This is a genomic window from Haloferax sp. Atlit-109R, assembly GCF_003665865.1.
Taxonomy (GTDB): Archaea; Halobacteriota; Halobacteria; order Halobacteriales; family Haloferacaceae; genus Haloferax; species Haloferax volcanii.
Genome location: NZ_QPLO01000002.1, coordinates 770,694 through 786,397, shown reverse-complemented (window position 1 = coordinate 786,397; position 15,704 = coordinate 770,694). Strand labels below are relative to the sequence as shown.

The window sequence follows — 15,704 nt, the reverse complement described above, 5'->3', positions numbered from 1 at the left end:
ACCCGACTGCGGCGGTGTATCGAGTGTGACATCCGGGGCCGACGTATGACAGCTAAACGCGGCGCTCGACTCGCTGTCGTGGCGACAGTCGCGCTGGTTGCCGTTACGAGCGTACTCGTCGCGAGCCTCCCGGCGGTGAGCGCACAGTCGGGCCAAATCGTGGTCAACTCGACGACGGTCGAGCCGCGCGAGCCGTACGTCGGTGAATCGGTCACGGTCAGGGCGACCGTTTCGAACTTCGAGAGTAGCTCCGGCGGCGTCGACCTCAAAGAGGTCACGCTCCGGTCGGGCGGCGGCATCGTCGCTGAAGCGAACAACCTCGGAACGCTCGGTCCGGGTGGGTCCGTCGACGTGCCGCTGTCCACCACGTTCACGAGCGCAGGGGAAAAACAGCTCAAAGTCCACGTCTCCGGCCGCCACGAAAACGGGAACGTCATCAACGTCGAGTACCCGGTCATCGTGACGGTCGAAGAACGAGACGTGCGGGCTGGCCTCTCGGTGGGCGAACAGACGAACGACACCGTCAACGTGGAGTTGACCAACTACGGGAACACGAACCTCTCGAACGTCGAAATCACCGCGTCAGTAAACGGTTCCCAGATTGCCCAGCGGTACACCGCGAATCTCGACCCGGACGCGAACCGCTCTGTCGTGTTCGACACCGCCGATATGAGCGACCGGGTCGTGCTGTTCACTGCGACGTACACCGTCGACGGAGAGACGTTCACGACCACGCTGTCGGAGGAGATAGACGACGACTCGGTCCCCGGAGAGATTCGACTGACGAGCATCGAGACCACGCAAAGAGCCGGCTCCGTGACGATACAAGGCGACGCCGCAAACGTCGGGAACACGGACGCGAGCTCGGTCTTGCTGACGGTCGAGGAGACGGCAAACGTCACCCACGGTTCGCCGTCCGGCGGCTACTTCGTCGGGCGCGTGGAGGCGAGCGAGTTCGCCACGTTCGACGTGACCGCAGAGCTCAGCGGCGAGCCGACGACCGTTCCCATCGAGGTGTCCTACATCGTCGACGGCGACCGCGTGACGACGACACAGGAGGTGCCACTCGATTCCGGTGGTGCCGCGCCTGTCGCCGCCGGTTCCCAGTCCGAGCAGGGTCCGGGCTCCAATGAATCGCAGTCGGGCGGTTCCCAGCTTCCGTTACCCGTTATCGGGGGCGTGCTGGTGGTCGTCGTGCTCGGTGGGGTCGGCATCTATCGCTGGCGCCAGCACTAGCATGAGTGTCATTGAACTCGCTGACGTCGTGAAACGGTATCAGAACGGCGAGGAGGTCATCGCCGCGCTCGACCACGTCGACTTTCGCGCCGACCGCGGTGAGATGGTGACCATCATCGGCCCGTCTGGGTCCGGGAAAAGTACCATGCTGAACATGATCGGGCTGCTCGACACGCCGACAGAGGGGACGGTCCATCTCGACGGCCGTAACGTGACCGACTTCTCTGAGGACGAACTGACAGAAGAGCGTCGGTCCGGTATCGGGTTCGTGTTTCAGGACTTCCACCTGCTGCCGATGCTGACCGCGACCGAGAACGTCGAACTCCCCTCGATGTGGGACACCTCGGTCGACCGGCACGACCGCGCCCAGGACCTCCTCCAGCGGGTGGGGCTCGGTGACCGACTCAATCACACTCCCGACCAGCTCTCGGGCGGGCAGCGACAGCGCGTCGCCATCGCGCGGGCGCTCATCAACGAGCCGGATATCCTCCTCGCCGACGAGCCGACGGGGAACCTCGACCAAGACACCGGCGAGACGATTCTGACCGAGCTGACTCGGTTGAAAGAAGACGAGAACGTCGCGATTGTCGCGGTCACCCACGACGAACAGATGCTCGAATACACCGACAGCACCGTCCGACTCGTCGACGGCGTCGTGACGGAGGTCTCCGGACGATGAGCGTCGTTGATTTCCTCTGGCGCTTCCCCAGCGTCCAGATGGCGTGGCGGAACCTCGGCCGGAACAAACTGCGGACGATGTTGGCCGCGCTCGGCATCATCATCGGCGTCGTCTCGATCTGTTCGCTCGGAATGGCGACGGCTGCGATTCAACAGCAGGCGACGTCGCAGTTGGGAAGTATCGGCAACGAGGTGTCGATAACGTCCGGTCAGGACAGCGACACGGACGGGGTGACCGACGACCAGGTCGATACGATACGGAATCTGGTGACCGACGCGGAGGTCGTCCCCCAGAAGACGAACTCGACGACGATCTCTTCACGAAACGGACGGGAGGTGAGGGTAAGCGTCACCGGGGTGACGAACGCGGCAGCGCTATACAACCTCACGTCCGGCGAAGCACCCTCCCGGCTGTTGAGCGGCGCGCTCCTCAGCAACAGCACCGCCACGACACTCGGGATTGAGGAGGGCGACCCCGTCGAGTACGACGGCCAACTGTACCGCGTACAGGGGCTCATCGAGGAAGAAAACGCGTTCGGCTTCGGCGGCGGTGAACTGGTGTTACCCGAGTCCGGCCTCTCCGACCAGAACCACTACAACACCGTGACGGTCGTCGCCGAGGATAGCGCGACCGCGACCGAAATCGGTGGGGAGCTGGATCAGTACTTCAACACCGAAGACGAAGAAGAACTCAGCATCAACACGTTCGGGAACGCGGGCCAAGTCGGCGGGTTCTTGGAGACGCTTTCGCTCGCCTTGTTGGCCATCGGCGGCATCTCGCTCGTCGTCGCGAGCGTCGCCATCCTCAACGTGATGCTGATGAGCACGGTCGAACGCCGCGGGGAAATCGGCGTCCTCCGCGCCGTCGGCATCCGCCGCTCCGAAGTGCTGCGGATGATTCTAACGGAGGCCGCCCTGATGGGCACACTCGGCGGGCTCGTCGGGGCGACCCTTTCGCTTGCGGCGGGGCTCGTCATCTTCCAGATGATTACTGGAGACCCGCTCGGAGCGCTCCAGTGGAGCAGTGCGCAGTATCTGGTGTACGGGTTCGGGTTCGCCGTCGTTGCGAGCGTCCTCAGCGGGATTTACCCCGCGTGGAAAGCGGCGAACGACCGCCCGGTCGACGCATTGAGAGGCTGAGTCACTCCCGTGGGAACGCCCGCGGCCTCAGCCGCCGGCGGATTTCTGCGTCGTCTCCGAAGCCGGGCCACCCTTGTGCAGTCGCGTGAGCCGGCGAAACACCGAGAGTACGAGTAGATAACAGAGAACAAGCCCGGCAGCGAACGCCCCGGCGACAACCCAGAACACGACCACCCCTCCCGCTTTGAGCAGTCGAACCAGAAGCGACGCCGCGTTGGGCCCTAAATACCCTGCGAGCGTGGTTTTATTCGCCTGTGAGTCTCCGGTGATATCTTGGATGTTGCGGGACTCGACGCCGGCCGCGGTGATAAGAAACCAGCCGGCGAAAACGGTCACTCCATCGAGCGAATACGGCTGCGGCGTTGCTGCAACGACCGAAAACACGGCCACAAACGCCCAGGTGAACCCGACGCCGATAGAGTCGAGCGTCGGATAGCGCTTCAGCCAGCCGTAGCTTCCGAGGACGACGAGGGGAATCTGCGCAAAGAGTAGGTCGCTGACGTTTGCAGTCCCCGTCCGAAACACCAGCAGACAGACCACGAGCTCGTAGCCGAGCAGCGCGAGTAGCTCCGTCACGAGTAGTTCCGTCTGGTACCGTCGCACGAGCTTCGTCCGATACGGCTGATTCACCTCGTCTTCGGCTGTCACCCCCCGCCGGTCTTCGACATATATGAAATAGAACAGGAGCGGTGCGAGCAGCAGCCCTCCCCCAACTGAGAGGGGTGCAACTCCCAACGCGACACCCGTGATTGCAACCGTCGCGGCAGAGAGCAAGCACAACCAGATGTTCAACTGGAAAAACAGGAATCGCATATCCGCGACTCTCATCTCAGTATGCACCTCCTTGAGGGGAGACGTTGCGGTAGATACGGTGTTGACGCCGCGGAGGGTAGTCCGTCCCGGTCATCTCTCGGACCTACCTCGCTGCTCGTACTATACTTGTTTGGTCAGCAACTCGCGACCGAAACGACAACCCGGCCGTCGACTGCCGTTCACGCCCCGTCGGCACCCGTTTCTTTCATTTCCGTGACTAGATATGCGTCTCGGGTGCAAATCTGTGGACTATATTACATAATTCCAAAAAGAATAATTAGCTCCCATCTACTGGTATAGAACACGGTGTTTGACCGATGGCTCACCCTCGAAATCTCCATAGCGCTGATGTATCTTGGGGTGATTCCATCTGTCGTGAACTGCTGTCTTCTCTGGAAGGAACGTGACAAACCAGGAGTCATCTGGTTTATCTTATCGATGGCCACGGGGGGTCTCTGGGCACTATTGTTCGCGACGTTCACACTCATCCCGGACCCGGGTCTCACGTTAGCGGTCGCAAATTTCTTCTGGGTGTCGATTCCGACTGCCGCAGTGACGTTCTTCTTACTCGCGTACGAGTTCGTTTTCAAACAAACGGTCCCGTCAACCGTCGTTGCTGCGTTGTTCAGCCCACTCGCAGTGCTATTCGTTCTCTCCTGGAGTAACCCGTACGAGTTGGTCTTTACAACTGCATACTACGTGACCGCTGATGGGGTGTTACACTTTCCAGTGTTCGACGGACCGCTGAAAGTTCTCGTAACGCAGGTCTATGGCTACCTCCTCGTGTTTCTGGCTGCGGGCATGTTCGTCGGCGAACTGCTCCGGACGAACGGCACACAGCGCCGACAAACCGTGTACCTCTTGGTCGTGTTTTCGATGCTCGTCGGCTCGACGATGGTTAAGGTCGCGGGGGTCGTTCCGATTTATTTCGATCCCACGTCGGTCTTGTACTCGTTTTCCGGACTCTTTTTCGCGTATTCGATTCGAGAACACGGGTTGCTGAAGTTCGTTCCCGTCGCTCGCGAACAGACGTTTGATGAGATTACGGACCCCATCTTCGTGATTGGCTCTTCCGGGCACATCGTGGATGCGAACCGGGCCGGGAGCCAACTGTCTGATCAGAGTGTCATCGGGACCAAAATCGAACAACTCATCTCCGAATCCGCCGTGTCTTCGGACGAACAAGACACCGGCGTCATCAAATTAGAACTGGACGGCGGCACGCGGATATTTTCCATCGAAGCATCCGAAATCGTCTACGGTCGGGGCGTGACCGGGAAAATCGTCGTGTTGAGCGATATTACGGCGCTCAAGGAGCGCGAAGAGGAGTTAGATCTGCTCAAGCAAGTTCTCTCGCGTATCTTCCGGCATAACATTCGGAACGACCTCAACGTAATCGCGGGGTTTGCGGCGATTATCCGAGACTCAACGAACGGCGAGACCGCGCGGTCGGCGGACCGCATTCACACGCGTTCGATGAAAGTCGTTGACCAAGCGGCGAAAGCGCGGAAGATCGAGACCGTGCTGTCGTACGCCGAAACGGACCAGCGCCCGCTCGAAGAGTACCTCTCCAAGGTCAAACAGAACATGCCGGCCGAGCTGTTGAGCTGTGTCTCGTTCGCTGTCGACGACGTCGTACTCGACGCACACCCCCGGTTTGACCTCGCACTCACCGAGTTAATCGAGAACGCTATCTCTCACCACTCCGGCGAGGAGCCGATTGCTGTGCGCGTCACAACTGACGTGTCCCCGACGGACGTGACGATTATCGTCGAGGACAACGGACCGGGGTTACCGCCATCCGAATTCGCCGTGTTAGAAGCCGGCGAAGAGACGGACCTCGAACACGGGTCCGGTATCGGTCTGTGGTTGGTCTACTGGATCGTCTCCCGCTCGAACGGGACGCTCAGTGTGCAGGTCTCCGATTCCGGAACGGAAGTTCGAATCACACTGAATCGACCGGACTCGACCCCTGACGTTTAGCAACTCCCTGCGACTCCCGCGTCTCCAACAACCCCAGAGTCGTTCGCGAGAGACCGGACACATCCGATAGAATATTGTGATATTTTAAACTACTACACTCGTGTATCACCTACTTTGATACCAATTCATATTGGGTATTTCACTTGGGAAAACTAGCCTACCTTCTTTTACTGCTCATCTACTGGCTGGTATAGCCAAACTTTGCTGTGAAATTGAGTATAAATAATTGAATTAATACTTATTAAATAGAATTTAACTAGAGTTTTGAATCGAGATTAGTATATAATCTTACTATTCTAAATTTATCTATTTTCTTTTCTCATTGGATATGTGATAATCGAACACTACTGCGCGCCTCGGGACGATAGGTTCTGTGACCGAGCCTCGATGCCAGCGTCGTTCTGTTCTTTCATTCCTGTCCCCCACGCTGTGCGGGTTCCGGTGCTCGGTCGCGCGCGAGTCCGGGACTCGCCACTCGTCCTCCACGGCCATCTCCATCGGTGTCGTCGCGTACGCTTTTACTGATCGCGCGTGTATCTCGGGGCATGACTGACAGCGGTTCGCCGTGTTGTTCCGGCTCCAGAGCAGACGTCGAGGAGAGCGCACCGTCTCATCACTCGACGACGGATGGGTCGCGCTCGGCAGCCACCAGCGGTTCGACAGACGCGACCGCGGACCTGTCGCGGATGGTCCAGCTAGACGGCGGGACGTTCGTGATGGGAACGGATTCGGATGTCGGCTTCCCCGAAGACGGTGAGGGACCCGCCCGCGAGGTGACGGTTTCCCCGTTCGCTATCGACAAGTACGCGGTCACGAACGCGGAGTTCCTGCAGTTCGTACGGGACACCGGCTACACGACGGAGGCAGAGCGGTTCGGCTGGTCGTTCGTCTTCGAGGACTTCGTCGCGCCGGAGGACGACGACGCGGTGATGCAGAACGTTCCAGCCGCGCCGTGGTGGGTTGCGGTCCAAGGTGCGAACTGGCTGCGTCCGGAGGGCCCCAGTTCGAGCGTGTTGGAGTCGCGGCTCACACACCCGGTGACACAGGTCTCCTGGAACGATGCGGTCGCGTACGCCGAGTGGGCGGGGAAACGCCTCCCCACGGAGGCCGAGTGGGAGTACGCCGCGCGTGGCGGTCTCGAAGGAAAGCGGTTCCCGTGGGGGGACGAACTCCGACCGGACGGAGACCACCGCTGCAACATCTGGCAGGGCGAGTTCCCCGAGACCAACACCGAGGACGACGGCTATTTGCAGACGGCCCCGGTAAACGAGTTTTCGCCGAACGGTCACGGACTGTACAACGTCTCGGGGAACGTCTGGGAATGGTGCGCGGACTGGTTCAGTCCGGACTACCACACGACCGACGACTACGACCCCCACGACCCGACCGGTCCCGACGACGGTGACAACCGGGTGATGCGCGGGGGGTCGTATCTCTGCCACCGGTCGTGGTGTAACCGGTACCGAGTCGCCGCACGGTCGAAGAACACGCCGGACAGTTCGACGGGGAACATGGGCTTTCGGTGTGTGGCTGACCTCGACTGATCGTCTCCTCGTGCTGAAGCACCCGAATACCACCATGATGGGTTTGGTCACGCCGAGCCCTCGGCGGTGGTTTGCGGGTGTGGGTGCTCCTCGCAGAGATGGTCGGTGCGCTGTGGTGCCGACGATAATAGAAGGTACCGCAGGAGGTGAATTAGCTGCCTAAGCGTCAGTCTTCACTGAGGAACTCAGGAGTTGGCCCAGTTTTCAAGTTGGTATCTGTCTGGGTCCGCTGGTACAGTACCCGCAGGGCGAAAATCACGATCCCCGTAGAGAGGAACAGCCCGTACCACATTGCGCCAGTGGAATTCTGTACCGCGACGTTGACATACATGGCAATCAGGCAAAGCGCTGCGGCCAGAGAAGACCACCGCACGATAGCAGGATGTAAGTAGGCCTTATTTTTGAATTCCTTCCGTTCGAATATCTCTGGATACGTCGACGGAAGACGGAAGCCAGTTAGACAGACGAGAATCGGCGGGCCGAGGATTGCGAGTGTCCCACCGCTCACCATGTCGTAGATTGGGATGTTCAAAAGCGACCCTGCGATGGACGTGATTGCAATGAAGATGAGCACGTATGCCGGCTCGCCGTGAGCATTATTTTTGGAGATGATTTTGGGTAGAATCCCGTCATTTGAGGCGGCAGACACGTGTCTATTCGTAATTGCGACGATCCCAATTACGGAGGTTACACCAGCTAACGCCGCACCAATCGTAGAGAGGATGAGCACCTCTGGTGGAAGATACTGGCTCGTGACAAACCGGAGCGTACGGTTCTGGAGGTCGCTATACGGAACGATCCCAATACTCACAAACACAATGAGTGCAGAGATCACAGCGGTAACCCCGGTGCTCGAGATAAGCAGCTGTCCAAACGTCTTTTCGGGATTTTTGATCTCCCCACTCAGGTCTATCAACGAAATACTCCCGAGTACCGTCCCAAACATCAATCCGAATGAGGAGAGAATCGGAGAGGCTCCTGTCGGGATGAACGGTGTGTAATTATCGACATCCATGTGCGGGATACCTGAGAGAAGAATAATCCCCATCGAGACTAGAAGGATAGCTGCCATTAGAACCTCTATGCGACCGACAGCGCGGAGACCAAACCAAACGACTGTGACTGTTCCGAGTAAGAGTGAGATAGTGAACACCGAGACAGGAACAGCAGGAATGAGCTGATTGAGATACGATGCCCCAGCGATCACGAGGACTTGGACGAGTACAAACCCGGCTATCGCTATTTGTGCCCAGATAATCGTCCACCCAATGAATTTGCTCACACTTCGGTTCTCCGGGACCAACATTCGAGTTGGGTAGTAATAGTGCCCGGGAGAGATTGGCCAAATCTTAGATAATGAGATGTATGCCGGGGCAGCCAGTATAATTGGAATCGTTGCCAGCAGTGTGAGAGCTATTGTAACCGGTCCCGTCACTGATGCTGCGATGATCGGCGTCGTCCAAAGTCCACCACCGATGTTCAATCCGATTGCAACGGCAAATCCGGCTATCCAGCCGAGCTTGTTACTATTGTCCATGTATTTTTTGACTCCAAAGAGTGATTCAGGCCTACATTATAAATAATTTATGACCCTTGGCTACGAATACCACGGTTGAATCATCTCTCGTGCACTCGATGGCAGTCAGCGTGGAATCCCCCCGCAAGAAATGGAATCGGTGTGGGTATGCAGTTGCAAGAGGCTTCGATATGAGGAAGAACTAACACGGCGTACAAAGATGACCGGATATGGCTTCAGCCCACCAGCCGAACATCCTCTGGATATCGCTCGAAGACACGAGTCCTCGATTCGGATGCTACGGAGACGACGTCGCTCAGACGCCGAACATCGATAGTATCGCCGCTGACGGGCGCGTCTACACGGAGGCGTGTGCGACGGCGGGCGTCTGCGCCCCGTCGCGGGCATCGGTCATCACCGGCTGCCACCAGACGGCAATCGGCACGCACCACATGCGGACGAAGCACATGAACGAGGACACGCCGAAACTCCCTACGCCGTACTCCTCGGTCCCACCGCACTACGTGACGGCGTTCCCGGAGTTCCTCCGTGCGGCGGGCTACTACTGCACGAACAACTCGAAGACCGACTATCAGTTCGACAACCTCGGCGAGAGTCAACACGACTTCGACGCTCCCGTCTCCATCTGGGACGAGAACCACAAGGACGCCCACTGGCGAAACCGACCGGACGACGACCAGCCGTTCTTTGCCGTGTTCAACCCGATTCGGACCCACGAGAGCGGCATGTGGGAAGAGGGGCTCGTCGGCGTCAACGGTGAGCCGGAAACCGACCCCGACGCCGTGGACGTGCCGCCGTATCTGCCGGACACCAACGGCGTCAGGAAGGCCATCGCGCGGCAGTACGACAACATCGCGCGGTCCGACGAGGAGGTCGGGCGACTCCTCCGGGAGTTACGAGAAGACGGGCTGGCCGACGACACTATCGTGTTCATCTGGAGCGACCACGGCGAGGGCCTCCCGCGCGCGAAACGGTCGCTGTACGATTCGGGTATCAACGTCCCGTTGGTCGTCAGATGGCCGGGCGAAATCGAGGGCGGCGAGCGGAGCCAGCGTCTCGTGAGCCTGCTCGACCTCGGACCGACCGTTCTGTCGCTCGCCGGCGTCGATATTCCGACGTGGATGCAGGGCCGGCCGTTCCTCGGGCCGGGCGCGGACGAGCCACGGGAGTCCCTGCTCGCGGCGCGGGACCGCATCGACGAGAGCTACGACATGGTGCGCGCGATTCGGACTGACCAGTACAAGTACATCCGGAACTACGACCCGACGAACCCGCCGCTGGTCTGGGTTCCGTTTCGGGCGCGAGGCGAGGCGATGCAGGACCTCCTTCGACTCCACGCGGAAGGCGAACTCGACGGCCCGGCCGCGGAGTTGCTCTCGTGCGATCGTCCGGTCGAGGAACTCTACGATGTGGCGGCGGACCCCCACGAAATCGACAATCTCGCGGACGACCCCGCCCACTCGGAGACGCTGGCAGAACTGCGTGCGGTGATGGACGACCGACTGGACGCGCTCGGTGACCGGGGCCATCTCGACGAGACGCAGATGGTCGAACAGATGTGGCCCGGCGGGGAGCAACCGGTGACCGAGACCCCGACGTTCGTCCCGAACGCACCGGAAAACAGGATGACTGCGGCGACACCAACGGGTGGCGAGTTCACGGCTCCGACGACGATCACGCTCCATTGCGACACGCAGGGGGCGTCTATCGTGTACGCCACGGGTGAGACTGACGACTCCCGCTGGAAGCTCTACACGACACCAATCGAACTGGACGAGGGAGAGACGACGATACGGACGAAGGCGATTCGGTACGGCTACGAAGAAAGCGACGTTCGAGCGGCGAGTTTCACCGTCAACTGAAGCCGCGACGGTACTCCTTGAACGGTGTAATCACGTCCGATTCGAAGACGAGCGGGAGACGCTGCGTCGCCCGGTCGCTTACAGCGTCAGTTCGAACTCGACGTCTCGCGCCGACCGACCGATTTCGATGGTGAACGGCCCTTCGAGCGCGGTCCAGCCCGCGGTCTCGTCGTACTCCGTGAACGCGAGGTCGTCGAGGTCGACGTCGACGGTCACCGTCTCACCGGCCGGAATCGAAACGGCTTCGAAGCCGCCGAGTTCGCGGACGGGCCGGTCGTCGCTCGCGTTCGAGGGTCGGACGTACGCCTGCACCACCTCGCGACCCGCCCGGTCGGAGACGTTTTCGACCGTGACTTCGACGCGGCGCTCGTCGACGAGTTCCGCGCCGCGGTATTCGAACGCCGCGTAGGACAGCCCGTAGCCGAACGGATAGACGGGGTCAGCCTCGGTCGCGTCGAAGTACCGGTAGCCGACGAGCAGGTTTTCGTCGTACTGCACCTCGCCGTCGATTCCCGGGAACGTCGCGTCGTCGGTCACCGGGTAGTCTTCCTCGTTCGCGAAGGTGACCGGGAGCCGTCCCGATGGGTCGGCGTCACCGAACAGGACGGCCGCGAGCGCGTCGCCGTCGGCCTGTCCGGGGTACCACGACTCCAGAACCGCGCTCACGTCGTCGCGCCACGGGAGTTCGACGGGGCCGCTCGACTGGACGACGACGACGGTGTTGTCGTTGACCGCCGCCACGTCTTCGACGAGTTCGTCTTGCCCGCCGGGGAGCGTGAGGTCGTCGCGGTCGACCGCCTCGGCGGCGGCGTCCTCGACGACGACGACGGCGACATCGGCGTCCGCCGCCGCCGAGACCGCATCGTCGAGTGTGGGGTCCGGTCGCTGGTCGTCGCCCTCGTCGTCGCCGCCGAAGAACGAGACTTTCTCGATGGGCGGGACGCCGCGCTCGACGGTGACGCTGCCCGTCGCGCGCGCGTCGATTCCCGTCGCCGTCGGGGCTTCGTGGAGCGCGTCCATCTCCGATGACCCGCCGCCCGTCGAAATCTCCTCGACGCCGGGGCCGATGACCGCAACGTCCGCGTCGTCCGCGAGCGGGAGTGTGCCGTCGTTCTCCAAGAGGACCGTCCCGCGAGCGGCGATGGTCTCTGCGAGTTCTCGGTGGCCGTCGTCCTCGGGTGGCGATGCCGCACGGCCCCCGCCGAGCACGCCGATGCGCTCCATCTGTCGGAGTATCCGCGTGACCATGTCGTCCAGTCGCGCGTGCGGGACGTCCCCGCGTTCGACGGCTTCGCGGAGCGGGCCGCCGAAGTTGCCGGTGTTGGTCATGTCCGGCATCCCGTCCGAAACGTCCGCGGTCTCGCCGAAGACGGCGTCATCGTCGTCTTCGGGGGGTTCGAGGTCGAACATCTCCCAGAGTTCGTCGCGGGTGACGCCCGGCATTTCGAGATCCAGCCCCCCGTTGGCCGACTCGACTGTGCTGACGGCTCCGAACCAGTCGGAGACGACGTAGCCGTCGAAGCCCCACTCGCCTTTCAGCACGTCAGTGACGAGCGGGCGGTTCTCGCTCATGAACGAGTCGTTGACGCTGTTGTAGGCGGTCATGACCGACCCGGCACCGGCGTCGACGGCCGCTTTGAACCCGGGGAGGTAACACTCCCTGAGCGCACGCTCGCTGACGCTCACGTTCACCGACGCTCGGTGTGTCTCTTGGTTGTTGGCGACGTAGTGTTTCGGGGTCGCGATGACGTCGGCCGACTGGATACCCTCGACGGCCGCCCCGGCGAACGCGGCCGTGAGAACGGGGTCTTCGGAGTAGTATTCGAAGTTCCGTCCGCAGTGCGGCACCCGAATGAGGTTGAGTCCGGGACCGAGCAGCGCGTCTTGGTCGCGGGCGTTCGCCTCGCGCCCCATGGCGGCCCCCTGCTCGCGCGCGAGATTCGGGTCGAACGTCGCCGCGAGGGCAATCGACGCGGGAAACAGCGTGGCGGGCGCGCCGTTGACGCGGACGCCGAGCGGTCCGTCGGCCAGCCTGAGCTCCGGAATTCCGAGTCGGTCGACGCCGGGGAGGTAGCCCGTCGCCGTTCCGTCCGGGTCGACCGCGCCGTGGACGAGTTGGATTTTCTCTTCGAGCGTGAGTTCGTCGACTACCGTCTCAACGTCGGCTTCGGCGGTTTCCATCCCTGTGGTCAAATGCCGGCAAACGCTCATAAAACGATTGGAAATATGACTAGTATTACTCGCCGGCTCGCCGCCCCGGATTTCGGGTCGAAACCGAACACTGCACTCGAACGACCGGAAGGAGAACTTCGGAGTCTCGCCTTGAAGCACCGCTGTCTCCCGTTCGGTCGGGAGAGCCATCCCATCGACATCATATCCGTATTACTAGTATTTCTAAAACGGAATCGAATGCGCGGGGTCGACGCGTTCACGTTGGGACTCGACGCGATGTGTGCGTCCCCGCGACCAAAGATTACACGAATAAGAGTGTAATCTCATCTCGCGCCCACCCGACGTTCGGTCCGTGCCCGTATTTAGTTCGGCGGTACAGGTGTGTATAAAACGAACCTCGCGAGTCGGTAATACCGGTATTACGAAATCGCCAGCGTCTGGGTTCGGTCGCCGACGAACAGCTCGTACGCCCCGCTTTCGAGCGTCCGGGAGCCGTCCGGTTTGACGACCCGGAGGTCGTCGGCGGTGAGCGTTATCGTCACCGTTCGCGTCTCGCCCGGCGAGAGTGTGACCTTCGTGAAGCCCTGCAACTCACGGACGGGCGTCACCACGGAGCTGTGTCGGTGCTCACCGAACAACTGGACCGTCTCGGTTCCCGCGCGGTCGCCGGTGTTCGTCACCGTCACCGACACGGTCACCTCGCCTCCGTCAGCGATGGTCTCCTCGGACACGTCGAGCGAGTCGTACGTGAACTCCGTGTAGCTCAGCCCGAAGCCGAATTCGAAAAGCGGGTCGTACGACGGGAGATGTTCGTCCATCCCCAACGGACTCGGATGCGGAAGCCAGTCGTGTCGAACCGGGAAGTCGCCCATCGAGCGGGGGAACGTAATCGGCAGGCGACCGGACGGGTTCGTGTTCCCGACCAGCACGTCGGCAATCGCGCGACCGCCTTCGAGACCGGGGAAGAACGCGACGACGACCGCGTCGACCTGGTCGAGCACGTCCGTCAGAACCAGCGGTCGCCCGGTGACGAGCACGAGGACCGTCGGCGTGTCGGTTGCGGCCACGGCGTCCAGTAGGTCCCGCTGTGCCGATGGCAGTTCCAGCGAGTTCCGTTGCGGGAAGCCGCCGTTCTCGCCGCGTAGCGACGCCGGGCCGAACTCGTGGAGGTACCACGGCTCACCGAGGACGGCGACCGTCGCGTCGGCGCGTTCGGCGCGACTTGCGACGGCGTCTCTCCCTGCGGACTCGTCCGAACCCACGCCCGGTTCGTACGTCACCGTCGTTCCGTCGTCAACGACGTGTTCCAAGCCGTCCCGAACGGTCGGGCCTTCGTTTTCGTCGAAGTCGAACACCGTCCAGCCGCCGAGGAGGTTATCGAGCGAGTCGGCGTTCGGCCCCGTCACGAAGAGTTCGTCCACGTCGCCCAGCGGCAGCGTCTCCTCGTCGTTCTGCAAGAGGGTCACGGACTGTCGGGCGGCTTCCCTCGACACCCGCCGGTGTTCCTCGGACCCCACGTCGATGATTGCAGACCGCGGTGAGACGTACGGGTCCTCGAACAGCCCGAGTTCGAACTTCAGCGCGAGGATGCGCCGCACGCTTCGGTCGAGTAGTGACTCCGGGAGGTCGCCCGACTCGACCAGTTCACAGAGCGTGTCCGCGTGCTGGGTTCCCCCCACGGACGCGATGTCGAGTCCGGCGGTCGCGACTTGTTCGACCGCCTCGGCGAACGATGCGGCGGTCTGGTGCCGCTCGACGAGCATCCAGACGGCGAGCCAGTCGGAACAGGTCACGCCCTCGAACCCGAGGCGGTCTCTGAGGAGGTCGGTCAGGTAGAACGTCGAGGAGTGCGCGGGTTCGTTCCCGAGCGCGTTGTACATGGGCATCACCCCCGCGACCCCCTCGTCGATGGCGCGCTCGAACGGCGGGAGGAAGACGCGTCGGAGCGTCCCCATCGAGATATCGACGGGTGCCGTGTCCTCGCCGCGGGTCGGCTCACTGCTCGCCGGGTAATGTTTCACCGTCGCCGCGACTGACGTGGGGTCGCGCAACGACTCACCTTGGAGGCCCCGCGTCTCCGCCGCGACGAACGCCTCGACGAGCGACGAGGACTCACCGTACGTCTCGTACGTTCGCCCCCACCGGGGTTCTCGGGCGACGTCCGCGGTCGGAGCGTAGTTCTGGTTCGCGCCGGTCGCCGCCATCTCGACCGCCGTGATTCGCGCGGCGCGCTCGGCGAGGTCGGGATTCCACGTCGCCGCCATGGCGAGATTGTGCGGGAACACGGTGGCTCCCTCGATGTGCGCGTGGCCGTGAATCGCGTCGACCGGGACGAGAAGCGGGATGCCCAGCCGCGTCTCGTTCACGGCGACGCGCTGGAGTTGATTCGCGACGCGGCCCGCGACGACGGCGGTGTTGTACGGCGAGAAGCCGGTGCCGAACGGCGTGGCCGACCCGACCTGGTGGTCGCGGATGGCGTCTTTGGCGTCATCTAACGTCGTCGTCCAAGAGGTCTCGCGCTGTAACACGGTGAACGAGCCGACGTGCAGCCCCACCATCTGCCCGGCTTTCTCCCGGAGCGTCATGCGCTCCAGCAGGTCAGCGACCCGGGCCTCGGTCGACTGACCTGAGTCCATGTATGGCGGCTGGCTGGTCATACTAGACGATGCTGTGAAACCCATATCAAACTACCTCCGATGCGGGGAAACTGTTATGCCCGCGGCGAGTAACCCGTAATAC

General features: G+C 61.7%; 10 protein-coding genes. 6 read left to right on the top strand and 4 right to left on the bottom strand.

Annotated features, from left to right (window positions below):
- The first annotated feature begins 78 nt into the window (after nt 1-78).
- The 3 genes from DVK03_RS12595 to DVK03_RS12585 are packed head-to-tail and all read left to right on the top strand — an operon-like array spanning nt 79 to nt 3,054.
- Nucleotides 79-1,236: a hypothetical protein gene (locus DVK03_RS12595; protein ID WP_004062800.1), complete on the top strand. Its 1,158-nt coding sequence runs from the start codon at nt 79-81 to the stop codon at nt 1,234-1,236.
- Between the two features lies 1 nt (nt 1,237).
- Complete coding sequence (locus DVK03_RS12590; RefSeq protein ID WP_004041966.1) at nt 1,238-1,915, top strand: ABC transporter ATP-binding protein; 678 nt, start codon at nt 1,238-1,240, stop codon at nt 1,913-1,915.
- Nucleotides 1,912-3,054 (top strand): ABC transporter permease, encoded by a 1,143-nt coding sequence (locus DVK03_RS12585; protein WP_115803099.1) that lies wholly within the window; start codon nt 1,912-1,914, stop codon nt 3,052-3,054. Before DVK03_RS12590 ends, DVK03_RS12585 begins: the two co-directional genes overlap by 4 nt.
- A 27-nt stretch (nt 3,055-3,081) precedes the next feature.
- Here DVK03_RS12585 and DVK03_RS12580 read toward each other — a convergent pair whose 3' ends face one another.
- Nucleotides 3,082-3,882: a UbiA family prenyltransferase gene (locus DVK03_RS12580; RefSeq protein ID WP_188148487.1), complete on the bottom strand. Its 801-nt coding sequence runs from the start codon at nt 3,880-3,882 to the stop codon at nt 3,082-3,084.
- Between the two features lie 333 nt (nt 3,883-4,215).
- Between DVK03_RS12580 and DVK03_RS12575 the strand changes: the two genes are divergently transcribed.
- Entirely contained in the window at nt 4,216-5,850 is a 1,635-nt protein-coding gene (locus DVK03_RS12575) for a histidine kinase N-terminal 7TM domain-containing protein (RefSeq protein ID WP_081606187.1), read from the top strand.
- Between the two features lie 545 nt (nt 5,851-6,395).
- On the top strand, nt 6,396-7,394 hold the full coding sequence (locus tag DVK03_RS12570) for a formylglycine-generating enzyme family protein (RefSeq protein WP_115803097.1): 999 nt from the start codon (nt 6,396-6,398) through the stop codon (nt 7,392-7,394).
- Nucleotides 7,395-7,560: 166 nt separating this feature from the next.
- On the opposite strand, the gene DVK03_RS12565 is transcribed toward DVK03_RS12570, so the two are convergent.
- Entirely contained in the window at nt 7,561-8,931 is a 1,371-nt protein-coding gene (locus tag DVK03_RS12565) for an APC family permease (RefSeq protein WP_115803096.1), read from the bottom strand.
- A gap of 209 nt (nt 8,932-9,140) precedes the next feature.
- Here DVK03_RS12565 and DVK03_RS12560 point away from each other — a divergent pair, with 209 nt between their 5' ends.
- Entirely contained in the window at nt 9,141-10,793 is a 1,653-nt protein-coding gene (locus DVK03_RS12560; RefSeq protein ID WP_115803095.1) for a sulfatase-like hydrolase/transferase, read from the top strand.
- A gap of 78 nt (nt 10,794-10,871) precedes the next feature.
- On the opposite strand, the gene DVK03_RS12555 is transcribed toward DVK03_RS12560, so the two are convergent.
- Together DVK03_RS12555 and DVK03_RS12550 are read right to left on the bottom strand one after the other, a co-directional pair.
- On the bottom strand, nt 10,872-12,974 hold the full coding sequence (locus tag DVK03_RS12555) for a glycoside hydrolase family 3 C-terminal domain-containing protein (protein WP_115803094.1): 2,103 nt from the start codon (nt 12,972-12,974) through the stop codon (nt 10,872-10,874).
- Nucleotides 12,975-13,384: 410 nt separating this feature from the next.
- A complete protein-coding gene (locus tag DVK03_RS12550; protein ID WP_115803093.1) occupies nt 13,385-15,601 on the bottom strand; it encodes a glycoside hydrolase family 3 N-terminal domain-containing protein in 2,217 nt (738 codons plus the stop codon).
- Nucleotides 15,602-15,704: the final 103 nt, after the last annotated feature.